Source organism: Mesorhizobium ciceri WSM4083, from assembly GCF_000519305.1.
Taxonomy (GTDB): domain Bacteria; phylum Pseudomonadota; class Alphaproteobacteria; order Rhizobiales; family Rhizobiaceae; genus Mesorhizobium; species Mesorhizobium ciceri_B.
In genome coordinates, this window is the sequence record NZ_JAFG01000006.1 from 400555 (window position 1) to 425398 (window position 24844).

At 64.4% G+C, this 24844-nt stretch carries 22 protein-coding genes; 7 read left to right on the plus strand and 15 right to left on the minus strand.

What is annotated here, in order from left to right; genetic code table 11:
• Positions 1-2: 2 nt before the first annotated feature.
• Genes MESCI2_RS0115340 through MESCI2_RS0115360 form a run of 5 tightly spaced genes read left to right on the plus strand, consistent with a single transcriptional unit; the run spans position 3 to position 3879 of the window.
• Entirely contained in the window at positions 3-1277 is a 1275-nt protein-coding gene (locus MESCI2_RS0115340; protein WP_027037359.1) for a glycosyltransferase, read from the plus strand.
• A complete protein-coding gene (locus MESCI2_RS0115345; protein WP_027037360.1) occupies positions 1274-1624 on the plus strand; it encodes a cupin domain-containing protein in 351 nt (116 codons plus the stop codon). The genes MESCI2_RS0115340 and MESCI2_RS0115345 overlap by 4 nt, the downstream gene beginning before the upstream one ends.
• 17 nt (positions 1625-1641) lie before the next feature.
• A complete protein-coding gene (locus MESCI2_RS0115350) occupies positions 1642-1983 on the plus strand; it encodes a cupin domain-containing protein (RefSeq protein WP_027037361.1) in 342 nt (113 codons plus the stop codon).
• 22 nt (positions 1984-2005) lie between these two features.
• Positions 2006-2350, plus strand: coding sequence for a cupin domain-containing protein (locus tag MESCI2_RS0115355; protein WP_027037362.1), 345 nt, complete (start codon positions 2006-2008; stop codon positions 2348-2350).
• A gap of 20 nt (positions 2351-2370) precedes the next feature.
• Positions 2371-3879 (plus strand): aldehyde dehydrogenase family protein, encoded by a 1509-nt coding sequence (locus tag MESCI2_RS0115360; protein ID WP_027037363.1) that lies wholly within the window; start codon positions 2371-2373, stop codon positions 3877-3879.
• A gap of 144 nt (positions 3880-4023) precedes the next feature.
• On the opposite strand, the gene MESCI2_RS0115365 is transcribed toward MESCI2_RS0115360, so the two are convergent.
• From MESCI2_RS0115365 to MESCI2_RS0115390, 6 genes are all read right to left on the minus strand, one after another.
• Entirely contained in the window at positions 4024-4800 is a 777-nt protein-coding gene (locus tag MESCI2_RS0115365) for a hypothetical protein (protein ID WP_027037364.1), read from the minus strand.
• 302 nt (positions 4801-5102) lie between these two features.
• Positions 5103-5864 (minus strand): SDR family NAD(P)-dependent oxidoreductase, encoded by a 762-nt coding sequence (locus MESCI2_RS0115370; RefSeq protein WP_027037365.1) that lies wholly within the window; start codon positions 5862-5864, stop codon positions 5103-5105.
• A gap of 10 nt (positions 5865-5874) precedes the next feature.
• Positions 5875-6687: an ABC transporter permease gene (locus MESCI2_RS0115375; protein ID WP_027037366.1), complete on the minus strand. Its 813-nt coding sequence runs from the start codon at positions 6685-6687 to the stop codon at positions 5875-5877.
• Positions 6687-7550 carry an ABC transporter permease gene (locus tag MESCI2_RS0115380; RefSeq protein ID WP_027037367.1) on the minus strand — a complete coding sequence of 288 codons (864 nt, stop codon included), beginning with the start codon at positions 7548-7550 and terminating at the stop codon, positions 6687-6689. The genes MESCI2_RS0115375 and MESCI2_RS0115380 overlap by 1 nt, the downstream gene beginning before the upstream one ends.
• Positions 7551-7623: 73 nt before the next feature.
• Positions 7624-8787, minus strand: coding sequence for an ABC transporter substrate-binding protein (locus MESCI2_RS0115385; protein ID WP_027037368.1), 1164 nt, complete (start codon positions 8785-8787; stop codon positions 7624-7626).
• Positions 8768-9904 carry an ABC transporter ATP-binding protein gene (locus tag MESCI2_RS0115390; protein WP_032900819.1) on the minus strand — a complete coding sequence of 379 codons (1137 nt, stop codon included), beginning with the start codon at positions 9902-9904 and terminating at the stop codon, positions 8768-8770. Before MESCI2_RS0115390 ends, MESCI2_RS0115385 begins: the two co-directional genes overlap by 20 nt.
• Before the next feature lie 114 nt (positions 9905-10018).
• On the opposite strand from MESCI2_RS0115390, the gene MESCI2_RS0115395 reads away from it, so the two are divergent.
• Positions 10019-10825 carry a helix-turn-helix transcriptional regulator gene (locus tag MESCI2_RS0115395; protein WP_027037370.1) on the plus strand — a complete coding sequence of 269 codons (807 nt, stop codon included), beginning with the start codon at positions 10019-10021 and terminating at the stop codon, positions 10823-10825.
• Positions 10826-11151: 326 nt separating this feature from the next.
• Here MESCI2_RS0115395 and MESCI2_RS0115400 read toward each other — a convergent pair whose 3' ends face one another.
• From MESCI2_RS0115400 to MESCI2_RS0115440, 9 genes are all read right to left on the minus strand, one after another.
• Entirely contained in the window at positions 11152-13224 is a 2073-nt protein-coding gene (locus MESCI2_RS0115400; protein ID WP_027037371.1) for a 3-hydroxyacyl-CoA dehydrogenase NAD-binding domain-containing protein, read from the minus strand.
• A gap of 130 nt (positions 13225-13354) precedes the next feature.
• Positions 13355-14302 (minus strand): ABC transporter permease, encoded by a 948-nt coding sequence (locus tag MESCI2_RS0115405; protein ID WP_027037372.1) that lies wholly within the window; start codon positions 14300-14302, stop codon positions 13355-13357.
• A 2-nt stretch (positions 14303-14304) separates the two neighbouring features.
• Complete coding sequence (locus MESCI2_RS0115410; RefSeq protein WP_027037373.1) at positions 14305-15285, minus strand: ABC transporter permease; 981 nt, start codon at positions 15283-15285, stop codon at positions 14305-14307.
• Between the two features lies 1 nt (position 15286).
• Positions 15287-16756, minus strand: a complete 1470-nt coding sequence (locus MESCI2_RS0115415; RefSeq protein ID WP_027037374.1) for a sugar ABC transporter ATP-binding protein — start codon at positions 16754-16756, stop codon at positions 15287-15289.
• 49 nt (positions 16757-16805) lie between these two features.
• The gene (locus tag MESCI2_RS0115420) at positions 16806-17819 is read right to left on the minus strand and encodes an ABC transporter substrate-binding protein (protein WP_027037375.1); all 1014 of its coding nucleotides are present in this window, start codon (positions 17817-17819) and stop codon (positions 16806-16808) included.
• Between the two features lie 96 nt (positions 17820-17915).
• A complete protein-coding gene (locus tag MESCI2_RS0115425) occupies positions 17916-18809 on the minus strand; it encodes an SMP-30/gluconolactonase/LRE family protein (protein WP_245270345.1) in 894 nt (297 codons plus the stop codon).
• Positions 18810-19001: 192 nt separating this feature from the next.
• Positions 19002-19970, minus strand: a complete 969-nt coding sequence (locus MESCI2_RS0115430; RefSeq protein ID WP_245270347.1) for a YihY/virulence factor BrkB family protein — start codon at positions 19968-19970, stop codon at positions 19002-19004.
• 114 nt (positions 19971-20084) lie between these two features.
• Complete coding sequence (locus MESCI2_RS0115435; RefSeq protein ID WP_027037378.1) at positions 20085-20807, minus strand: response regulator transcription factor; 723 nt, start codon at positions 20805-20807, stop codon at positions 20085-20087.
• Positions 20807-22078 carry a GAF domain-containing sensor histidine kinase gene (locus MESCI2_RS0115440; protein WP_027037379.1) on the minus strand — a complete coding sequence of 424 codons (1272 nt, stop codon included), beginning with the start codon at positions 22076-22078 and terminating at the stop codon, positions 20807-20809. Before MESCI2_RS0115440 ends, MESCI2_RS0115435 begins: the two co-directional genes overlap by 1 nt.
• Positions 22079-22407: 329 nt before the next feature.
• Between MESCI2_RS0115440 and MESCI2_RS0115445 the strand changes: the two genes are divergently transcribed.
• On the plus strand, positions 22408-24828 hold the full coding sequence (locus MESCI2_RS0115445; protein WP_027037380.1) for a glucan 1,4-alpha-glucosidase: 2421 nt from the start codon (positions 22408-22410) through the stop codon (positions 24826-24828).
• The last annotated feature ends 16 nt before the right edge of the window (positions 24829-24844 follow it).

The window sequence follows — 24844 nt, forward strand, 5'->3', positions numbered from 1 at the left end:
TGATGGCGCAGAAGACGATCGCGTTTTTTCCAGAAGCGGCCTACGGCCCGGCGCTCAATTCCGTCGGCATCGCCCAGGCGGTCGAGGCGCGCGGCCACAAAGCCGTTTTCCTGTCCGACCCCGGCTTCGTCGATGTCTACAAGGGCTACGGCTTCGAGGCGCACCCAGTAAACCTGTCCGAGCCGATGCCGCCCGAGCAGATGGCGAAATTCTGGGAGGACTTCATCAACGGCCACATCCCGAACTTCCGCAAATCGCCCTATGATCAGGTCGACAATTACGTCAAGGATTGCTGGACGGCGATCGTCGACAGCGCCAAATGGGCGCAGAAGGACCTGCCGGGTGTTCTCTCGACCATCAAGCCCGATGTGATCTGCGTCGACAACGTCATCCTGTTCCCGGCCATCAAGCAGTACGGCAAGCCGTGGGTGCGCGTCATCTCGTGTTCGGAAAACGAGATCGAGGACGAAGACATCCCGCCGCATCTGTCGGGCTGCGGCGAGAACGACCATGCCGGCCACCAGCGCTACCGCGATCACTTCAACGCCGTCATCAAGCCGATCCATGACGACTTCAACGCCTTCCTCACCGCCAACGGCGAGGCGCCCTATCCGATCGGCCAGTTCTTCGAGGCTTCGCCCTATTTGAACCTGCTGCTCTACCCCGAAGCGGCAAAGTTCAAGCGCCGCCATCCGCTCGACTCGGCGAAATTCCAGTATCTGGAAGGCTGCGTGCGGCAGGAGAAACCCTACGCGGTGCCGACATTCGCCAAAAACAATGACGGGCCGCTGCTCTATGTCTCCTTCGGCAGCCTCGGCGCCGGCGATGTCGACCTGTTGAAGCGCATCATCGCGACGCTGGGCAAGACGCGTTACCGCGCTCTGGTCAATGTCGGCGGCTACAAGGACCAGTACACGGACGTCCCCGGCAACGTCATCGTCGAGAGCTGGTTCCCGCAACCTTCGGTCATCCCGCAGGTCGATGCGGTGATCCACCATGGCGGCAACAACTCGTTCACCGAGTGCCTCTATTTCGGCAAGCCGGCCATCATCATGCCCTATGTCTGGGACGGCCATGACAACGCCACCCGCGTCGAGGAAACCGGCCACGGCTTCGGCATGCCGCGCTACGACTGGACCGATGCCGAGCTGATTGCCAAGATCGAAACCTGCCTGACCGACCCGGCGATGAAAGCCAAGCTGGCGAAGACATCGGCGCAGATGCGCGCGCAGAATGGGCCGGAGAAAGCAGCCGGGTTGTTGGAGACGCTGCTATGACCTGCTCCGCCCCACATCTCCACCAGGCCACCACCCGCACCGACCTCGTCGACTGGGGCGTCCAGCCGGACGCTCTGGAAGGCGCTTCGCACTCGACCGGCAAACTCGTGCACAAGGGCCCGAACAACCAGCCGGAATCCGGCATCTGGGTGTGCACGCCAGGCCGCTGGCGCCTCTCGATCCCGCGCGACGAATTGTGCCATTTCGTCGCCGGCCGCGCGACGTACCGGTCGGATGTCGGTGAGGTGATAGAAGTCTCCAAGGGAACCGTGGTCATGTTCCCGGCCGGCTGGGCGGGTGAATGCACCGTGCATGAGACCATGCGCAACATCTACATGCTGGCGTGACCACGGAGCTTGATGACATGTCGACACCGCACTGGCCGAAGGCTTCGGCCGTGGAATTGGAAGACTGGGGCGCGAGCAGCAACACGCTCGCCGGTTCGCCGCGCGCTTCGGGCAAGATCCTGGCGCAGAACCCCGACGGATCGAGCGAATGCGGCCTGTGGGCGTGCACGCCGGGCACGCGCAAGGTCACCTTTGCCGCCGACGAGTTCTGCCATTTCCTCTCAGGCCGTGGCAGCTATGTCCATGACGACGGCGAAGAGATCCCGGTCGAGGCCGGCACGCTGGTGTTCTTTCCCGCCGGCTGGACCGGCATCTCCATTATCACGCAAACGCTGACCAAGGCTTTCATGTGCCGCTGAGCCCCATTTCAAGGAAATCGATATGACCACACCCATCATGAAATCCCCGCTCGCCATTACCGACCTCGTCGACTGGGGCGTCATCCCGACAATGATCGAGGGCGTGTCCCACACCTCGGGCAAGCTGCTGCACAAGGGGCCGGAAGGCCGCTCCGAATGCGGGCTGTGGGTCTGCACACCAGGCAAATGGCATTGCCATGTCACCCGCGACGAGTTCTGCCACTTCCTCGAAGGCCGCTGCACCTATGTGCATGAATCCGGCGAGGTGATCGTGATCGAGCCGGACACGGCGGCCTTCTTCCCGCAGGACTGGAAAGGCGTCTGCACCGTCCATGAGACCATCAAGAAGGTCTACATGATCCGCTGAGCGGATCTGAGAGGATGCCTATGGATTTCTCCCCTGACCGACCGGCTTTCTTCGTCAACCCGGACTACCGGCCGATGGCCGGCACAAACAAACCGGTGATCGATCCGGCGACGCTGGAAACCGTCGGGGCGATCGCTGCGGCCACCGACGGTGAGATCGATGCCGCGCTCACGGCGGCGACCAGGGCGCAGGCCGCCTGGAAGAAGCTCGACGCCAAGAGCCGGGCAAAACACCTGCATGCCGTCGCCAACGCCATCGAGGCGGCCGACTTCACCCGCTGCGCCGAGCTGATGGTGCGCGAGATGGGCAAGCCCTATCCCGAAGCGATCGGCGAGATCGCCAACTGCGCGCCGATCTTCCGCTACTATGCCGAGATGGCGCGCGACGATGCCGGCAAGATCGCCGGCACGACGCAGGCAGGTTCGTTCCAGTACGCCCGCTACGAGCCCTATGGCGTCTCCGTCCACATCATGCCCTACAACTTCCCGATTCTGCTGATGTGCTGGACGGTCGCCGCATCGCTCGCCGCCGGCAATGCCTGCATCATCAAGCCGGCCGAGGCGACGACGCTGTCGACGCTGGACTACATGACCGTGTTCCGCTCGCTGCCGGAAGGCCTGGTCTCCTGCCTGCCCGGCGACGCGGCGACGGCGCAGGCGCTGATCGCGTCGGACCGCACCCATGCGGTCGCCTTCACCGGCTCGGTCGCCGCCGGCAAGGCGGTGGCGGTGGCCTGCGCCGAACGCATGAAGCCGTGCGTCATCGAGGCCGGCGGCAGTGACCCGCTGATCATAAGCAAGCATGCCCCGCTTGAGATCGCGGCGGCCGGCAGCGTCACCGCCGCCTTCCATCTCACCGGCCAGGTCTGCACTTCGGCCGAGCGCTTCTTCGTCGTCGATGCCGTGCATGACCGTTTCGTCGAACTGTTCGCCGAAAGGACACGCGCGCTGCGCATCGGCAACGGCATGGACAAGACCGAGATCGGCCCGCTGGTCAGCGAAAGCGCGCGGACCAAGGTGATGCGCTTGGTCGACGATGCGATCGCCCATGGCGCCGTCGCAGTCACCGGCGGGCGCATCCCGCCAGCGCATAACACCGGCTGGTTCTACGAACCGACGATCCTGACCGGCGTCACCCCGGACATGGCGATCGTACGCGAAGAATGCTTTGGACCGGTCGCCGCCATCTGCCGGGTCAAGGATTTCGACGAGGCGATCCGGCTTGCCAATGACAGCCCGTTCGGGCTCGGCGCCTCTGTCTTCACCACCGATCTGGCCGAAGCCCACGAGGCGGCTGAACGGCTCGAAGCCGGAATGGTCTGGGTCAACAACCCGCTGATCGACAATGATGCCCTGCCCTTCGGCGGCTGGAAGGCCTCGGGCCTCGGCCGCGAACTCGGACGCCAGGGGCTCGACGCCTTCCGCCGCTCCAAGATGGTGATCATCGACCACAAGCCTGCAATCCAGGACTGGTGGTATCCCTACCCCGACAGCTGGTTTCGCGAGACCGGCGGCCGCAAGCACGTCTGAGTGTTTCGAACCTCGCCAGCTCCGGATAGCCAGTTCGGTGGCTATCCTGGGATAGCCAGTCCATGGCCGGGAAAGAGCAATGCCGCCGGGCGGGCCCGGCGGCATCTTTCTTTGATTGGCTACCGCCGTTTCGACGGCAAGTCGTTACGGCGTCGTTTCTGCTTCCATCGCGGCAGCCGTCTGGTCGATCTTGTTGGCAAGGACACCTTGGGCCCAGGACGTGACCGCGGCATCGACGGGCTTGTTGGCCATATCCGCCAGTGCCGCGTCGAGCGATGCATCATCGGTGCCGACCTCTGCCGCGGCAGCCGCCTCATTGGCGGCGGTGACCTCAGTCTGCTGAGCAGCGATTTCGGCCTGCAGATCCGTAATCTTCCCGGGCAACGCTGCCTGATCTTCGGGCGTCATGGCTGCAACCTGCTCGGGCGTCAGCGATGTCAGCGCGCTCAACTGCGAATTCAGCGCATCCAGCTTCTCTTGGGCCGCTTCAGCGACTGCCTGAGCGACCTTGGCTTTGGCGGACTGCGTCACGAAGGCCTGGATGGCAGCGAACTTCTTGCTCTTCGAGTTCATATAGGCGTTGATGTTGCGCTGAAGCGAGTTCAGCCGGCCGAGCTTGGCGTGGATGTTCTTCTCCTTGGGAACCGACGAGACCTTTGTGGTCTTGTCGACCGTGCTGTCGTCCGCTTTGGCCTTGGCCCGGCCCGGGGCCGACGAAGACTTGCCGTGCGAAGCGCCGCTCTTGCCATTGCTGCCGTTGTGGCCGTTGCCGCCCCCATTGCCATTGCCGCCAGCATTGCCACCGCCGTTGCCGTGCCCGTTGCCACCACCGTGGCCATTGCCGCCGGCTCCGGCGAGCGCCGGAGATGCCAGGAGCGTCAATGCGGCAAGCGCAGCGAACAGAGTTTTCCGGTTTGTCATGGTAATCTCCTCGGGAATCGTCCCCCTTGGCCCGACCGCTAAGCGACCGTCCTATGAGGAATTGCTAATAGTGCAGAGTAAACTTTAGACAAATGCTGTCTCAATACGCGATCTGGCACCCAGTCAGAAACCTAACCGCCTGATATAAAACACAAATTACCGCTCTTGGACGGCCATGGCACTGAAGTCCCATGCCGGCAGGACTATAGTCCTGCCGATCAGCAGCGGCATGGGTGAAAGTCTTTGCGTGGTATATCAGACAAGCTTTGAAAACAGGGGCATTGATAGCGAAAGCAAAAGGCTCAGCCGATGCTTTCACCGCCGTCGATTACGAGCGCCTGGCCGGTCATGAAGGATGAACGGTCGGAGACGAGGAACAGGATCGCTTCGGCGATCTCATCGGCGCTGGCCCAGCGCCCCATCGGGATTTTGGTGCGGACATAGGTTTCGATCGCCTCGCGCCCGCCCATCTGGGCAATGAACGGTTCGTTGAACGGCGTATCGACCCAACCCGGACAGAGCGCGTTGACGCGGACATTGTGCCGGGCATAGTCGAGCGACATCTGCCGCGTCATCGCCACCACCGCATGTTTGGAGGTGGCGTAGGCGATCATCTCACGGTCGTAGAACACGCCCGAATTGGAGGCGGTGTTCAGGATGACGCCGCCGCCTCGTGCGACCATCGAGGGCATGACCTGCCTTGCCGCCAGGAACTGCGCCCGCACATTGACCCGCCACGAGGCATCCATGCCGCCGACCTCCACTTCGGTCAGCGTGCCGCCGACCTGGATGCCGGCGTGATTGTGCAGGATGTCGATGCGCCCATGCCTGTCGAGCGTGCCGGCAATGAGGTGCTCGATCGCCCCATCGTCCGCGACATCGGTGGCGATAGCCTCGGCCTGCCCGCCCATTGCCCGGATGTCCAAAGCCGTTGCTTCGCCCGCGGCCTCATCCCTGTCGGCGATGACGACCACCGCACCTTCGCTGGCCATGATCAGGGCGCCGGCGCGCCCGATGCCGGAGCCGGCGCCTGTCACCACGGCGATGCGGTCTTTGAGGATCATGATGCGGCTTTCAGTTCGACGGCTTGCGCTCGCGCAACTGCCATTGGGCAAGCACCACGAGCAGCACGGAGGCGACCAGCACGATCGTCGCGATGGCGTTGATCTCCGGCGTCACGCCGCGCCGGATGGACGCGAAGACATAGATCGGCAGCGTCGTCTGCGCCCCGGCGACGAAGAAGGCGATGATGAAATCGTCGAAGGAAAAGGTGAAGGCGAGCAGGAAGCCGGCAACGACGGCCGGCATGATCTGCGGCAGCACGATCGAGCGGAACGTCGTCAACGGCGTCGCGTAGAGATCGCTCGAGGCCTCGACCAGATTGCGGTCGAGGCTGCCGAGCCGCGTGCCGACGATCATCGTCACCAGCGCCATCGAAAACAGCCCGTGCGCCGCGATGATTGAGCCGTAGCCGAGCGCCAGGCGCGGCGGCTGGTCGTCGGGCCAGATCGAGGCGAGGAACGGATTGACGACGCCAAAGAGCTGGACGAGCGCGACCAGCGTCGAAATGCCGATGACGACACCCGGAACGACGATCGCGGCGCCCAGAAGTGCGTCGAAGACCGCGCGTGTTCTGATGCCGACGCGGGCCAGGCCGAGTGCTGCCGCCGTGCCGCACAACGCCGCCAGCAAGGCGCTGGTGGTGGCGATGAACAGGCTGTTCTTCAGCGCTTCGACCAGGAACGGGTTCGCCAGCGCCTTGCCGTACCATTGCACCGAAAAGCCGGTGAACTCGCTGGCATGGTGGCCGGCGTTGAAGGAGAACAGCACGACCAGTGCGATCGGCAGATAGAGGAAGGTGAAGACGGCAATGACGAAAGCGCGCATCAGATCAGATCCACCCGGCGCGCGCCCGAAACCCGGGTCGAAATGCGGTTGGCGGCAATCAGCACCACCACCGAGACCAGCACCAGCGTGATGGCGATGGCCGATCCGAACGGCCAGTTGCGCGACTGCAGGAAAAGGTCGACCAGCGCATTGCCGATGAAGAACACCTTGCCGCCGCCGAGCAGCGTCGGGATCAGATATTCGCCGAGCAGCAGGATCATGACCAGCGAGAAGCCGGTCATCACGCCTGGCAGCGACAGTTTCAGGGTCACGCCGAGGAAGGTCGAAAGCGGCGTCGCACCGAGATCGGCGGAGGCTTCCAGCAGCCTTCGGTCGAGCCGCTCGAGGCTGACATAGATCGGCAGGATCATCAGCGGCAGGTAGCCATAGACGATGCCGAGCAGCACCGCGCCCGGCGTGTTGATCAGCCTGACGTCCTCGAAGCCGATATAGGCCAGCAGAGCCGGGATGCCGCGCCCGCCCAGCACATACATCCAGGCATAGGTCCGCATCAGAAGGCTGGTCCAGAATGGGATGACGACCAGCGCCAGCAGGATCAGCCGCCAGCGCTGCGGCGCGCGCAGGGCGAGGTAATAGGCAACGGGATAAGCGACGAGAAGACAGGCGAGCGCCCCCACCGGCGCCAGCACCATCGTGTTCCAGAAGGCGGTCGCCCGCGCCGGGAGATTGGCATATTGCGCGAAAGTGAAGGCTGCCTGGTAGCCGCCTTCCGGCGCCCGTTCGCCGACACTGAACACGGCGATGGCTATGAACGGCAGCACCAGAAACACCACCAGCCACGCGGTCGCCGGACCGAGCAGCAAGGCGGTCAGAAGATTCCTGCGAAGACGGCTGCCGTGCATGGAGAGATTGCCCCGGTGCCGGCGGGCAAAACCCGCCGGTCAAGTTATCTGAGTCGAATTAGGCCCGCCTGGCTCAGGCCGACTTGAAGCGCGCCATCAGCTCGGCACGGCCCGGATCGGTCAGCGTTGCCGCCGCGCCGAATTCCAGCGGCGTCAATAGGTCGGCCGCCGGATAGAGGATCGGATTGTCGAGCACTTCCTTGGGCAGCAGCTTGTTGACCCGCGCGTCGGTCGACGGCGCACCATTGGCCAAATGCTCCTTCACCGCCACCTGCGGGTTCATCAGGTAGTTGAGCAGGGCGTAGCCGGCCGGCTTGTTCGGCGCGTCCTTCGGAATGGCGTAGAAGTCGGTCCAGATCTCACCGCCTTCCTTGCCCAGCACATAGGCGATCTCGGGAATGTCGCGATGCAGCTGCGCGCCGTCGTTCGTCCAGCACATCGTCATCCAGGCGTCGCCGGCGCGCATGCCCGGCTGGTAGTCGGAGGAGACCGCGAACAGATGCGGCTTGACCTTGAGCAACAGTTCCTCCGCCTTGGCGAGCTCGTCTTGCTTCAACGAGTTGAACGAATAGCCGTAATATTTCAGCGCATTGCCGATCGTGGTCAGCTGGTAGTCATGCACCATGGTGCGGCTGTCGCCTTCCGCCATGGCGGTGTCCCAGAACTCCTTCCAGCTCGTCATCGGCTTGGTCAGCTTCTTGGTGTTGACGGCAAAGCCGGTGGTGCCCCAGTTCTTCGGCACCGCATAGGTCACCCCTTCGATCGTGCCCTCCGAGGTGAAGCGCGGATCCTCCTGCGAACCGTCGAAATTCGGCAATTTCGCCATCTCCAGCGGCTCGATGATGCCGAGCTTCTTGTAGGTCGAGATCGTGTAGTTGGTCGGCACGAACAGGCTCCAGCCCGAAGCGCCGGCCTGCAATTTGGCCAGCATCTCCTCGTTGGAGCCGAAGACGTTGACCTCGACGGCGACGCCGGTGTCCTTCTTGAAATTCTCGAAAGTCGCCGGGTCATGATAGTTCGGCCAGGTGGCGATCGACATGCGGTCGCCAAGGCTTTCCGCGGCAAAGGCCGGTGTCGGCATGATGCCGATCTCGCGCGCCATCACCGCCGTGGCAATGCCAAGGCCGGTGAGGCCGAGAAAGTCGCGGCGGCCGATCGAACCGCGCTTCAAACGCATCAGCTGGTCAACGAAATTCTCGGGGCTTATCGGCAGTCCGTCACGATATGATTTCGACATGTTTATCTACCCTCTGGTTGGCCCCGTTGTTCTTGGTCTCCGCAAACGCCAGCGGCGTTCCGGAGGCAAAGCCGATGGCGACGGGTTCACCCGGCTTGAAGAGATTGCCGTGGCCGATCAGATGATCGGCCTTGGCCAGCAGCGTTCCGATGCCCTTGACCTCGATCGCGTATTCCGCCGTCGAGCCGAGGAAGATCCGGTTGCGGACGATGCCCTTGAATGGGCTGTCCGTCCGAGCGCCGAGACTGAGCGATTCAGGACGCAGGCTGACTGAAACGGCCTCGCCCTGCTGCAAAGCTGTTCGCTTGCGCGCCGCAATGACCGTGCCGTCGGCTAGCGCCACCTCCACCAGATCGCCGGAATGCCCGGCAACGGTGCCGCTCAGAAGATTGGTCTTGCCGACGAAGTCGGCGACGAACAGGTCGGCCGGCTCGTCATAGATCTCGCTCGGCTGCCCGAGCTGGACGATGCGGCCGCCATTCATGACGCAGACGAAATCGCTCATCGACAGCGCTTCCTCCTGATCGTGGGTTACGAGCACGAAGGTGATGCCGATCTCGCGCTGCAGGTTCTGCAGCTCGATCTGCATGTCAGTGCGCAGCTTCTTGTCGAGCGCCGCCAGCGGCTCGTCGAGCAAGAGCACTGCCGGCTTGTTGACCAGGGCGCGGGCCAGCGCCACACGCTGCTGCTGGCCGCCCGACAGTTCGTGGATCTTGCGGCGGCCATAGCCGGCGAGCCGCACCATTTCGAGCGCCTCGCCCGCCCTTGAGGCGATCTCGCGCGATGACAGCCTTGGCCGCGCCTGGCGCAGCCCGTAGGCGACGTTGTCCTCGACATCGAGATGCGGAAACAGCGCATATTGCTGGAACACCATGTTGACCGGCCGCCGGTAGGGCGGCGTGCCGGCCATGTCCTGGCCCCGAATGAACACCTGGCCTTCGCTCGGCTGTTCGAAGCCGCCGATCATGCGCAGGCAGGTTGTCTTGCCGCAACCGGATGGCCCGAGCAGGGCGACAAAGGCGGAGGGTGGGATAGCGAGATCGATGCCGCTGACCGCGGTCACCGCGCCATAGCGCTTGGTGACGCCGCGAAACTCGATGTCGGGCACTGCGGTCAAGGCTGATGGCTCCAGCAACAGGGCAATATCGGGACGCTACCAGAGCCAATGGCGGCTAGTATATACCTCTGAGGTGGTATATCTGGTCTATTTTCTCGTTTAAGGGGGTATAAATTGTCCCGCAGCGACGAATACAGCCAGCTCGCCACGCTCGTCGCAGCGACGCGGGAGACCAGCGGCGACCTCTTTGGCCAGGCGCTGGTCGATTGGCTGCGGCAGCACCTCAGCTTCGACCACTGCGTGGTGTTCGGCTATCGCGGCGCGGCGCGCCCGCCGCTGCTGTTCGAAACCTTCTCGCCGGCCGAAAGCCACGTCTTCGTCGCGCTCTATCAGGAGGGACCCTATCTGCTCGACCCGTTCCACCACGCGGCGGTCGAGCGCAAGGAAGGTTTCTGGCGCATGCGCGAACTGGCGCCGGACCGCTTCTATGCCAGCGAGTATTTCCGCTCCTACTACAGCCAGACCAGGCTGGCCGAGGAGGTCGGCTTCTTCGTGCCACTGCCGGGCAAGGATGCGCTGGTGCTCTCACTGATGCGGCTGCGCGCCTCAGGCCCGTTCGGCACCGCCGATGCCAGATTGCTGCGCGACATGGCGCCGGCGGTGATCAGCTTCGCCAGGCTGCGCTGGCCCACCCTTCCGGCCGACGAACCGGCAGAGGCGAAGCGAGACGAGACGACCCCTCCGGTCAACGAGTTCGACCGCGCCCACATTTGGCAGAGCCTGTCGCTGACGCCGCGCGAAAAGCATGTCGTCGACCTGGTGCTGCAAGGGCATTCGACGGAGTCGATCGCCAGGGCCATGCGCATCGTGCCGGGAACCGTGAAGGTCCATCGCCGCAACATCTACCGCAAGCTCAAGATCAAGTCGCAGGCCGGTCTGTTCGCGCGCTTCGTCGAGATCATCGACGCGCGGATAAGATAGATTCTCCAGCCCTGCTACTGCTTGCCGGGCAAATGCTTCTGGTTCGAAGGCCTATCACCCCTTTTCCGGGCGTTGGCGCCGCCCCTCACCTGCCTGCCGGCATCCTCTCCCCGTATAGTGACGGGGAGAGGGGTGCTCGTCGCCGATTTCGCCAATCGTCAGCGTCGCAAGAGGAGCGCCAAGGTTGCGGCCAGCCCCCTTCTCCCCGTCACTATACGGGGAGAAGTGCCCGGCAGGGCGATGAGGGGCGGCGCCAACCTCCACAATTGATCGTCTCCGCCACAAGTTGGAAACTGTCGCCTTGACCGCTTGCCCATGGCCCTCGATCAGGCCGCCGAGCCGGCTTCCCACGACCCGGTCTCAGCCATCCGCTTCAGCAACGGCGCCGGCTTGAACACATCCTTGCCCGTCCGCTGATGCCAGTATTCGAGCCGCTCGATGATCCTGGCCGGGCCTTCAAGGCCAGCCCAGAACATCGGTCCGCCCTTGCCGATGGGAAAGCCGTAGCCATTGACCCAGACGACATCGATGTCGGACGCGCGGGCCGCTATGCCTTCCTCAAGGATCTTGGCGCCCTCGTTGATCAGGGGGTAAAGCGTGCGCTCTATGATTTCCTCCGCACTGATTGCACGCGGCGCGATGCCGTTCTCGGCGGCCTTGTCGAGGATCAGCGCTTCAACCTCGGGATCCGGCACTGGCGTGCGCGCGCCAGCCTCGTAGAGATAAAAACCCCGGCCGGTCTTCTGGCCGAAACGTCCTTGCTCGCACAGCGTGTCGGCGATCACGGCCGACAGGCCACGCGCCTTGCGGTTGCGCCAGCCAATATCGAGACCGGCCAGATCGCCCATCTGGAACGGTCCCATCGGCCAGCCGAAATCGGTGAATACCTGGTCGATCTGGCTGGGCGTCGCGCCTTCCAGAAGAAGCGCTTCCGATTCCGAGCCGCGCGCGGCCAGCATGCGGTTGCCGACGAAGCCGTGACAGACGCCGACGACGACGGCCACCTTGCCGATCCGCCGCGCTAGGTCGACTGACGTCGCCAGCGCATCCGGCGCGGTCTTGTCGGCGCGCACGATCTCCAAGAGCTTCATGACATTGGCCGGCGAGAAGAAATGCAGGCCGAGCACGTCCTGCGGCCGCGAGGTCGAGGCGGCGATTTCGTTGATGTCGAGATAGGAGGTGTTGGTGGCCAGGATCGCGCCCGGTTTGGCCACGGCTTCGAGCTTGCCGAACACCTCCTTCTTGACCGCCATGTCCTCGAACACCGCCTCGACGATCAGGTCGCAATCGGCGAGATCGGCATAGTCGGTGGAGGCCTTGAACAGGGCGAGCCGCTCGCGCTTGGCATCGTCGCTGAGCGAACGGCGCGTGACGGAGACCGAGTAGTTCCTGTCGATCGTCGCCAAGCCGCGTTGCAAGGCCTCGTGATTGGTTTCCAGCAACGTCACGGAGTAGCCGCCATTGGCGAAAGCCATGGCGATGCCGCCGCCCATCGTGCCGGCGCCGATAATGCCGACGCGGGCGATCCTGCGCTTGACGATGTCTTTTCCGGGAAGCTTTGTCGCCTCACGTTCGGCGAAGAACAAATGCCGCTGCGCCCGCGATTGGTCGCTGGCGACCAGCTTGACGAATAGCGCACGCTCCGCCGCCAGCGCCGCATCGAAGGGCAGCGTGACGGCATTGCGCACCGACTGCGCGCAGGCGATCGGCGCCTCGAGCCCGCGCGCTTTCCTGGCAAGATCCGCAGCCTCGGCGTCGAAAGCCGCCAGGTCGGTCTCCTTGAGTCCCTGATTGCGATCACGCACCGGCGTGAAGGGGCCACCCTTGCGGGCTATTTCCCCAGCGAAGTTCACGGCATGCGTGGTCAGATCGCCTTCGAAGACGGCGTCGACGAGACCGGCTTCATGCGCCTCGGTCGCGCCGATCGGCGTGCCGGAGACGATCATCCTGAGCGCCTTCGTCGCGCCGACAAGGCGCGGCAGCCGCACCGTGCCGCCGCCGCCCGGCAACAGGCCGAGCTTGACTTCCGGCAGGCCGAGCTTGGCGCCGGCATCGGCAACGCGGAAATGGCAACCGAGCGCCAGTTCCAGGCCGCCACCGAGCGCGGTGCCGTGGATGGCGGCTAGCGTTGGCTTGGCGATGGTTTCCAGCGTCGCCACGATGGCGCGCAGTTCGGGCTGCTGCATCGGCTTGCCGAACTCGGTGATGTCGGCGCCGGCGACAAAGGTCCGGCCGGCGCATGCAATGACGATGGCGGCAACCGCTGCATCGTCGCGCAATTCGACCAGCGCCTGCATCAGCGGTTCGCGGACATGGAAGCTCAGCGCGTTGACCGGCGGATTGTCGATGGTGACGACGGCGACGTCGCCGTCACGGCTGACCTTCACAAAATCGGACACGCAAACCTCCCAGCGCTATTCAGCGGCCGTGGCCGCGCGAACGGGATTTACAGCGCTATGACGCCGATTGGAACCGGATGTCGGCCTGGCACAATGATTACAGGCCTCTCTGGGATGACGAAGGTGTAGATTAGCGCGGCGCCTTCTGCCCGCCCGCCGCCGTGATCACCCCGACAATGATCAGTCCCGTCAGCAGCAATCGCACCCCGGCACTCACCCCAAACGTGTTGAGCATGGTCAAAAGCAGCACCAGGAACAGCGCCGCGCCCCAGACGCCGGGCACGTTGGCCTTGCCGCCGGCGACCGACGTGCCGCCGATGACGACGACGGCGATCGAGGCCAGCAGATATTCATTGCCGATATCGACATTGGCGCCGCGGAAATAGCCGGCGAGCAGCGCGCCGTCGATGCCGCCGAGCGCGCCCGATAGCGTGTAGGTGAGGAAGCGGATGCGGCCGACATTGACGCCGGCGAGCCAGGCGGCGCGGATATTCTGGCCGATCGCCAGCACCGAGCGGCCATAGATCATACGCTGCAGCGCGATGGCCGCACCGATGGTGAACAGCACGGTGAGGATTGCCAGCACCGGAACGCCCAGTATCTGCCAGTTGGCGAAATCGGCGAAGCCCGGCGGCGGCTTGATCTGCAGCCCGCGCCCATAGCTGATGTCGATCGACTGGATGATGAAGCTGGCCGACAGAGTGGCGATGATCGGGGGAATGCGTAGCGCCCAGATCAGCAGGTAGTTGACAGCGCCGACCGTAGCGCCGCAGGCGAGCGCCGCCAGCAGCCCGACCGCGATCATGGAATCGTTGCCGTCCATAACTTTCATCGCAACGGCACTGGCAAGGCCGATATTGGCTGGCAGCGACAGGTCGACATTGCCCGGGCCGAGCGTGATGACGAACATCTGGCCGACGCCGACAATGACGGTGAACACCGCCAGCGACAGGGCCGCCGTCACCATGCCGCCGGCGCCATAACCGCCGGTGAAGGCGATTGTCGCCAGCCACACCAGAAGCGCGCCAATGAACGACCAGATCCAGGGTTTGGCGAGCAGTGGTTTCAACGCGGCCATTGCTACCTCTCCCTGCGGCTGATCAGGACGCGGGCCGCCAGTACGATGATCAGGATGGCGCCGTTGGCGGCAACCTGCCAGTCGGGCGGGATGTGCATGAAGGTGAGCAGCGGCGAGGCCGCCAGCGCCAGCGTCAGCGCGCCGATCACAGCACCTATCGGCGACACCCGGCCGCCGACGAATTCGCCGCCGCCGAGGATGACGCCGGCGATCGCCAGCAGCGTGTAGCCATTGCCGATATTGGCATCGGCCGAGGTGGTGATGCCGATCAGCGCCATGCCCGACAGCACGCCGAACAGGCCGGCCAGCGCAAACAGCACGATCTTGGTTCGGAGCAACGACCAGCCGGCGCGGCCAAGCGCCGCCGGATTGCCGCCGGACCCGCGCAGGATCACGCCATAGGAGGTGCGCATCAGGCCGAAATGAACGATGAGGCCGATCAGCAGCGCGGCGACGATCGGGAAAGGAATGAAAGGCGGCTTGAAGGCCATCAACCCGAGCAGCCAGTCCGGCGCCTTGCCGCCCGGTTTGGGCAAAACGAGAATCGCCAGCCCCTGCCAGACGAAGCTCATGCCCAGCGTCACCACGATGGAAGGCAAATTGCGCAGATGGATCAGCGCGCCGAGCAGCGCATAGACACCGATCGATCCGAGCAGGATGACGGCGCCGATGAGCGGCGCGTCCTTCAGCCAGGTCGCCGTGACGCAGCCGACGAAGCCGACGAAGGTGCCGATCGACAGGTCGAGCTCGTTTCCGGCGATAACGAACATCTGCGCGATGGTCGCCAGCGCGATCGGGATCGCCAGGTTGAGCATCAGGCTGAAGCCGAAATAGCTGATGGCGCGCGGGTTGAGCCAGGCGATGGCGAGCAGCACCAGCGCCAGCGACAGCGCCGGCAGCAGCCCGCGCAACAGACGGGCACGGGCCAGCGCGCCACGCTCGGCGGACGTCCTGGCAGCGGTGTCGAGGCTGGCGGCCGTCATCTCAGGCCGCATCGCCGAAGGAGGACTGGATGATCTTCTCTTCGGTCAACTCGTCGCGGCGCAGATTGGCGACGATGCGGCCGTTCTTGAAGACATAGATGTGGTCGCAATTGTCGAGCTCTTCGGTTTCCGTGGTGTACCAGAGGAAGGTGCGGCCTCGGGCAGCCTCTTCGCGCACGAGGTCATAGACCTCCAGTTTGGTGCCGATGTCGACGCCGCGCATCGGGTCGTCCATCAGCACGATCTGCGCGTCAGAGCCGAGCGCACGCGCAAACAGCGCCTTCTGCTGGTTGCCGCCCGACAGCGAGAAAATGTTGTTGTTCATGTCAGGCGTGCGGATGCCGATCTTCTTCTGCCAGAATGCAGCGAGCTCGGCCTCGCGCTGCGGCGAGATCAGCAGCCCGCTGCGCAGCCGCGCCAGCGAGCGGATGCCGATGTTCTCGGCAATCGACCATTGCGGAAAGATGCCGTCCGACTGGCGGTCGCCGGCGACCAGCGCCACCGGTGCGGTCACCTCGATACCGGCCCGGGCGCGCGATGCAGCAGTGAAGATCGCCAGCAGCAGATCGGTCTGGCCGTGTCCCGCCAGACCGGCAAGGCCGATGATCTCACCGGCGCAGGCGACAAGGTCGGTGCCGTCCTTCTGCGCGGCGGGCCGCGCCCGGACCCGCAGCGGACTGGCGGCGGGCTTGGCGGCAGCGATTTGCGCCGCGATCTTCTGGCGCGCTTCCGCGCCGCCCATCGCCGTCACCAGCCGGTCGCGGTCGAAGGCGCTGGCGGCGTCAGCGACAACCACCTTGCCGTCGCGCATCACCACGATGCGGTCGGCGTTGCGCAGCACCTCGCCCAGCACATGCGAGATCAGGATGCAGCTTTTGCCGCCGGCAACGAAACGGCGCATGAAGGCCAGCAATTGGCCCGCCGTATGCGCGTCGAGCGACGAGGTCGGCTCGTCGAGGATGACGAGGTCGAGACGATCCTGGGTGACGGTGAAGGCCCGCGCCACCTCCACCATCTGGCGTCGGCCGATCGACAGGTCGCCGACAATGTCGGACGCCGAGATGCTGTGGCCCGGAAAGATCTCGTCGAGCTTGGCGGCGATCAGCTCGGCCGCCTTGCGCCGCCAGCCGAAGCCACGCAGCGAAGCGTGGTTGATGCGCGTGTTCTCGGCGACGCTGAGATTGGGGCATAGCGACAGTTCCTGGAAGACGCAGCGTATGCCGAGTTGCTGCGCGCGCGACACCGAGTAATTGTCCTCGGTGTCGCCATGCACGCCGATCTGCCCGCTGTCGGGCACCAGCGTGCCCGCCACCATGTGCATCAGTGTCGATTTGCCGGCGCCATTATGGCCGACAAGACCGACGCATTCGCCGGGGCCGACATGGAAATCCACGCCGCCCAGTGCGCGAACGGCGCCGAAATGCTTTTCGGCGCCGTTCAGTCTGATGATGTCAGCGTTCCCTTCAGGCATGCTCAACGATACTCGCTTGGCTGTACGGACGGCAACGCTTGGCCGACATTCACTTGATGTTGGCTTTGATGGCCGCGATCGCGTCTTCCTGCGTGTATTCGTGGCTGGCGACGCCGCCCTTGGGGATCTTCGGCAGCTCGGCCTCGAAATCGTCCTGTGTGAAGGCCAGATACGGCACCAGCAGATCGTGCGGAATGTCGGTGCGGCCGTCGAGCACCTGCTGTGCCACCCAGAAGGCGAGCGACGACACGCCGGGCGCGATCGAAGCCGACCAGGTCTGGTAGCCGTCCTTGTCCTTCTGCTCCTTCCACCACTGCAGCTCGTCCTGGCGGTTGCCCATGATGATGGTCGGGCGCGGCTTGCCGGCAGCGGCGAAGGCCTGGGCCGCGCCGTAACCATCACCGCCCTGATCGACGACGCCGACGATGTCGGGCAGCGACGGCAGGATGGTCGCCACCGCCTTCTGCGCCGTCGTCTGGTCCCAGTCGCCGGTCACCGAACCGACGATCTTGAACTCGGGATGGGCGGCGACGCCTTCGAGGATGCCGGCATGGATGGCATCGTCGATCGAGGTCCCGGCAAGGCCGCGGATTTCAAGCAGATTGCCGCCCTTGGGCTGGAACTTGGCCATCTGCTCGATTTCCTGCTTGCCCATGTCCTTGAAGTCGACGACGACGCGATAGGCGCAAGGCTCGGTCACGGTGCCGTCGAAGGAGACGACGACAATGCCGGCATCGCAGGCCTGTTTGATGGCGCCGTTGAGCGCATCCGGCGAGGCCGCGTTGATGACGATCGCGTCATAGCCCTGCAGGATCAGGTTCTGCACCTGCGCCGCCTGCGTCGGCACTTCCTTGTCGGCGGTGGTGAAGATGTCGGCCGCGCCGACCACCTTGTCGGCGACCGCCTTCTTGGTGACGATGCCATAGCTGTCGAGCATCGCCTGCCGCCAGGAATTGCCGGCATAATTGTTGGAAAAAGCGATCTTCTTGCCGCTGGTGTCGGCCAGCGCCGTGCCCGAGGCGAGCATTGCCGCCAAGGCTCCCAGAACGAACAGTTTCTTCATGTCGTTATCCTCCCAGATGTGTTGACTGCTGCATTCCCACCGGCTTTGACCCCGGCCTCACTCCCAACTCTGATTTGAGCACGGATTGTCGCGAGCTCAAAACAGTCTCAATCCCGGCACGCGAACCCTGAGCCGGTACAGCGACGTCGACGCGGTAATGTAGAGGCTTTGCAAATCGTCGTCACCGAAGGTGAAATTCGCGCAATCTTCCGGCGTCCGGATGACGCCAAGAATGGCGCCCGACGCGTCGAAAATGTGGATGCCGCCGGGTCCGGTGCAGTAAAGGTTGCCGCGGCTGTCGATCTTCATGCCGTCGGGCGCTCCCGGTCCCTCGCCCTCGGTTACTGCCCACACCGCGCCGCCATTGAGGTCGCCATTGGCTTCGACACCGAACACCCTGATGTGCCCGCGTTCGGTGTCGTTGATGAACAGCCGCGACTCGTCCAGCGAAAAGCAAAGCCCGTTCGGCTGCCCGAAATCGTCGGCCAGCAATGTCAGCCGGGCGCCGTCGCCATCGATGCGGTAGATGCCCTGGAACGGCAGGTCCTGCGGGCGTGGCACGCCATAGAATTCCTTCCGGCCATAGCCCGGATCGGTGAAGTAGATAGATCCGCCGGTGGCGACGACGATGTCGTTCGGGCTGTTGAGCTGCTTGCCCTGGTGGTGCGTGGCAAGCACCGCCGCGCTGCCGTTGGGCTCGGCGCGGGTCACGCGGCTTGTTGCGTGCTCGCAGGTGACCAGCCGCCCCTGGCGGTCCAGCGTGTTGCCATTGGCCTTGTGGCTCGGCTCGCGGAACAGCTCGATCTCGCCTTCGGCACTGCGGCGATACATCCGGCTTTCCGGAATGTCGGAGAAGACCAGCCATTTCTCGTAGGGATGCCAGACCGGCCCTTCGAGAAAGCCGAAGCCGCTCGCCAGCGTCTCGATGGTCGCATTGCCGACGACGTCGTCGAAGCCGGAATGGCGCGCACGCGCCGACACCGACATCATCGGCTCCCGGCGCGAACAGCCGTGCTACTCCGCATGGTGACGAATGGCATGAGCGCTTCCCGATACAGTCTTCTTGTTGGGGCAGAGCGTAGGCGCCGTACCGACGAGCCGATACGGGTCAAAGCGCACGGCCGACTGTGCGTTTGCACAGTCGGCCGTGCCTATCGAGCACGGGATAGCGACGACGTCAGATCAGGGCCGGCGACCACTCCGCAAAAGCGCGGTCAAGGTTGCGCTCGCGCACGCCACAGCCACGAGCACGACCACGCCTGCAGCGTTGGACTCCTGCTGTGTTCGAGCCGAGTCGTGCTGCGCGGGTAAAGGGCTGTGAACCAAGGTTTTCAGATCGGACCGGCTGCCGTGCCGAACGGAATAGGCCCGCGTGAACTCGGCACCGAGAAGGAAAATTTCCGACGAGTAGTAAACCCAGAGCAGTATGACGAGCAGGCCGCCGGCGGCGCCATACGAAGACGCAATCGCGCTGGTGCCGATATACCAGCCGATGAGCGATTTTCCCAATGTGAACAGGGCCGCGGTCCCGACAGCGCCAATTGCGACATCGCGCCATTCCAGCGTTCGGTCGGGTAAAACCTTGTAGATGGCGGCAAACATCACGGAGATAAGTGCAAACGAAACGACGCCGTTGATCCCGCTGAGTATGATCGTTCCGAACGGCAGATGGGCGTTGATGAAAGCGCCCAGTGCCGAAATCGCGGCGCTTGCGATGAGAGAGACCAGCAACAGGAACCCGAGTGCGGCCACCAGCCCCAGACTGGCGGCCCGCGCCCGCACCAGACGCGACAGGGAGTTGCCTTGCGGTTCGATCTTCCAGATTGTGTTCAACGACTGCTGCATTTCGCCGAAGACGCCAGACGCGGCCACCAGCAAGGTGATCAGCCCTATGATTGCGGCCCAGGTGCCGTACAGCCTGCCGGATGCATTTTCCAGGGCCGTCTTGAGGAGATCGGCGCTTTCCGGTCCCATCAGCCCTGATATCTGCGCGGACAAGGCCAATTGTGCGGCATCGTGGCCGAAGACGAGACCAGCAATCGCCACCACGATCAGCAAGATCGGCGCCAGTGAGGTGGCGGCATAAAAGGCCATCGCCGCACCATGGCTAAGCGCATTGTCGTCGATGAAACCGACGACGCTTTCGCGCACCAGGTGCCATAAATCTGCAAATAAGGGTCGCACTTCGAGTCCACAGGCATTGAGTTGGCGTTCACTAGCAATGCGCCGGACCTTCCGATGTTCCGGCTTGGGGCCGCCGCTGTTTCAGTGCTCTGCCAACCAGTCATCGAGCCGGTCCTGTTCGCGGCGCAGTGCGTCGATGTTGATCAGGCCGCGCGCCATGGCGAGATAGATCGCCCGCGTCCGCGAGTTGAACACGGAAGCATCGCCGGCGCCGTCCTCCGCTGGCATGATGCCGAGCTTGTCATAGACATGCTTGATGCGGCTCTGCGCACCACGGATCGACAGGCCGCGACGTGCCGCGATCGCCCGGTCGGTGAGGCCGAGCGCGATGTCGATCAGGCTCTCATATTCGCCGTCGGTGATGCCCTCGAACTTGTCCTGCACGCGGTGCTGGATGCCGCGGATCTCGCGGTCGATGATGCAGTGGCCATCGCGGAAAACCCCGCGCAAGGCGGACCGCATGCCCTCCTCCGTCGCTGACTTCAACACATAGCCATAGACCGAGCCGGGCGGCACGATGCGCGCCACGCCGCGTACATAGGCTTCGTCGGCGAAATTCGACCAGAACAGGATGTGTGTGCCGGCGCGGCGGTTCCAGATCGCCTTGGCAACTTCGATTCCCGTCGCCTTCGGCATCTGCAAATCGAGCACGACATGCAATGGCTCGCGCTCAGTCGCCAGGTTGATGGCGTCCTCGCCGTCGCTCGCTTCGATCACCTCGACGTCGCCGGGCCACAACTGCTCCACCGTCCGCCGCGCGAAGCTACGGTGCAGCCCGTCATTCTCGGCGATCATCACAAGCATCACATGGCCTCCGATACGGCGAACTCGCCAGGAACTGCTGCAGCCGCCAATTCTCGCGACGGCTGGCGGTCGATCTCGACGACGACACGTGTGCCGCCGTTCTTGCGGCCGGCCTGGCCGATGCGCAGCCGCGCCCCGATAAGGGCTGCCCGCGTGTGCATATGGCCGATGCCGCCATATGCGGCCGGGTCGACGGCGCCGCAGCCCTGGCCGTCATCCGTCACGATCACCCGCAGCACGCTCGCGGTCGACGCCAGCAGCACGTCGATGCGGTGCGGCGCGGCATGGCGAACGGCATTGTTGATCGCTTCCTGCACGATCCGGTAGAGCGCGGTGCGGACAGGCTCCGGCAAACTGTCGGCGCCGCCGTCGCTGGTGTCGGCGATGCGCACGGCGATCGGCGGCTTGGCCTTGCTGACACTGCGGTTGAGATGCGCTTCGACCGCATCGCGCAGGCCGAACAGTTCAAGCACGCTCGGCCGCATGGCGTCGACGATGTGGCGCAGTTCCGTCAGGCAGCCGGCGACCTCCTGCTCGAGGTCAGCAAGCTGCGCGGCCCGCGCCACGCCCTGGCCGCGCAAGGCCGAAAGCTGGCGCGCGATGCGGGCGAGATCGGCAAGCGTCTGGTCGTGCAGGTCCATCGCCATGCGGCGGCGTTCGCGCTCCATGCCCTCGGTCAATTGCGAGGCGCCGACCCGCAGCAGTTCGACGCGGTTGCGCGCCTCGCTCTCGGCCAGCATGGCGCGGCGCGCCTCCTCGGTCTGGATCAGCGCGAAGATATAGGGCGCGATCAGATCGGCGCATTGCTGGGCGACCGCGACATCGGCAAGCGTGTAGCAGCCGATTTCGTGCCGACTGATATTGAGCGCGCCGATGACGCTACCGCGCGCCCTGAGCGGCACGATGATGCGGCTGCGCAGCTTGGCCGCGAAAATCGGCTCGTCGAAAGCGCCGGCAAAATGAAAACGGTCGTCGACAAGCGCGTTGTCCGACAACAGGTAAGGCGTCTTGCCCCACAACACGAAGCGAATCGGACTGCCTTCCACCGGATGCTGGGCGAGCTCGCTCCAGCTGGTGTGGAAACCGGCTTCGTAGCAGGCATGCATGCGCCCATCGTGAGACAGCACAGCCAGATCGATATGGTCGTGCGGAATGAGCGTGCCGATCTCGATGGCGGTCGCGCGGAACGCCGTGCCGGGATCGATATGGCCGGCAAGCGCCCGCGATATCGCCAGCAGCCGGTCGATCAGGACCAGGGACACTTCCGCCATTGCTTTCACGATCCTCCCGTGCCGCGAAATAGTGGACGCATGCCGCCGCCGCTGTCAACGACGGAGCCGTTGCCATAGGAATTTTTTCTTGACTCCCTGCCCTCAGCTATGATACATTTTTGCCTATGGTGCTGATTTGCGCCAGTGACCCGCCGCACAGGCGGGTTTTTCGTTTGATGCTCCGTCAGCCATGCGCAGGCGAAGGCTCCGAAGAAACCCGTCAGCCCGAATTCGTTGCCCTGCCATTGGCCCGCCCGATCAACTTGCGGTGCAATGATTGTAAAGGGTTCGCGTCCTGGTCTAGGGAGGAGTCTAGGAGACCGAACAGAATGCCAGTGACGCAAAACGTTGCTCCGGGCGCCCCGGGAATCCCGGCGCGCTGGACATCAAGCGCCAAGAGTGGCGTCGGAACGTCGCTTTCGCCGGCCGGCCGGATCTGGTTCACGATCAGCCACGGCATCCTCAACGAAATCTACTATCCGCGCGTCGACAGCGCCTGCACCCGCGACCTCGGCCTGATCGTCACCGGCCCTGGCGGCTATTTCTCGGAAGAGAAACGCGATGCCGCGCATACGATCGAACCGTTCGAGGACGGCGTGCCCGCCTACAGGCTGGTCAACACGGCTGATGACGGCGCCTGGCGGATCGAAAAGCGCATCCTCGCCGACCCGGCGCGCCCCGCACTGCTGCAGGAAATCACCTTCACGGCGCAGAAAGGGATGCCCGGCGACTACCGCGTCTACGCGCTTCTGGCGCCGCATCTGGTCAATGCCGGCATGGGCAACACCGCCTGGGTCGGCGAGCACGAGGGAAAGCCCGTGCTGTTCGCCTCGGGGCGCGGCTCTTGCCTGGCTCTGGCCTCGTCGCTGCCCTGGCGAACCGGTTCGGCCGGCTATGTCGGCTTTTCCGACGGCTGGCAGCAACTCCACAACACAGGTGAGCTCGACGCGGCATACCAGCGGGCCGAGGACGGCAATGTCGCGCTGACGGGCGAGATCGGCTTTTCCGCCACCGAGACCAAGGCCTTGCTGGCGCTGGGGTTTGGAGCGACGCCTGAGGAGGCCGCGCAACATGCTTTCGCCAGCCTGAAGCAGGGTTTTGAACCCGCGGCGAAATCCTACCTCCAGAACTGGCGCAATTGGCAAAAGGGCTTGCTGCCGCTGGACGACCGGCGCGCGGTGCCCGGGATCAACTTCTATCGCGTCTCGACGGCGGTACTGGCGACGCACCGGTCGATCGCGACGCCGGGCGCCGCGGTCGCCAGCCTGTCGATCCCGTGGGGCTTCAACAAGGGTGATGACGACCTCGGCGGCTACCATCTGGTCTGGCCGCGCGATCTGGTCGAGACGGCCGGCGGCTTTCTTGCTGCCGGCGATGCTGCCTCGGCCCTGCAAATCCTCGATTACCTCGGCTCCATCCAGCAACCGGACGGCCATTGGCCGCAGAACGCCTGGCTCGACGGATCGGCCTATTGGCCCGGCATCCAGATGGACGAATGCGCCTTTCCGCTGCTGCTGGCCGATGCCTTGCACCGCGCCGGCCATTTGCCGCGCGCCAGGCTCATGGCCTTCCTACCGATGATCGAGAACGCCGCCGGCTATGTCGTGCGCAACGGGCCGGTCACCGGCGAGGACCGCTGGGAAGAGGATGCAGGCTACAGCCCGTTCACGCTGGCGGTCGAAATCGCCGCACTGCTTGCCGCGGCAGACCTGCTCGACGCCTGCGGCAAGACAGACGCCGCGACCTATCTGCGCGAGACGTCAGACGTCTGGAACGACCAGGTCGAGCGCTGGACCTACGTCACCGGCACGGCGATCTGCAGTCAAGTCGGCGTCGACGGCTACTATGTCCGCATCGCGCCGCCCGACAGCGCCGAGGCCGGCTCGCCGAAGGACGGCTATGTTCCGATCAAGAACCGGCCGCCCGGCGACACGGATCGGCCCGCCAAGGAGATCATCAGCCCGGATGCACTGGCACTTGTCCGCTTCGGCCTGCGGGCGGCTGACGACCCGCGCATCGTCAACACGGTCAAGGTCATCGACGCGCAGTTGCGCTGCGATCTGCCGCAAGGGCCGCTCTGGTACCGCTACAACGGCGATGGCTACGGCGAGCATGAAGATGGCGCACCTTTCGATGGCACCGGCCAGGGTCGCCCCTGGCCGCTGCTGGCCGGCGAACGCGCCCACTATGAGTTGGCAGCGGGGCGCAAGGAAAGCGCGGCCAGCCTGCTGGCGACGCTTGAAAGGTCCGCGGGCCCAGGCGGCCTGTTGCCGGAGCAGGTCTGGGACGGCGCCGATATGCCGGAGCGCGAACTGCTGCACGGCCGCCCCTCGGGCAGCGCCATGCCGCTGGTCTGGGCCCATTCGGAGCATATCAAGCTGTTGCGCTCGCTGCGCGACGGCGCGGTCTTCGACATGCCGCCGCAAGGCGTCAAGCGCTATATCGAGGACAAGACCGTATCCCTGTTCAGAACCTGGCGGTTCAACAACAAGATCCGCACGGTCCCAGCCGGCAAGACGTTGCGCGTCGAAGTGTTGGACCCGGCTACAGTCCACTGGAGCACCGACAACTGGGCGACCGCCCATGACAGCCATACGGTAGAGAACGCCTTCGGCATCCATCTTGCCGATCTGCCTGCGGCAAGCCTCCCCGAGGGAAGCACGCTGCTCTTCACTTTTTTCTGGCCCGGGACCGGCGATTGGGAGAATGTCGACTTCTCCGTCATATCGGGCGACCAAGATGGCCAGTAGATCATAGCCAGTAGAC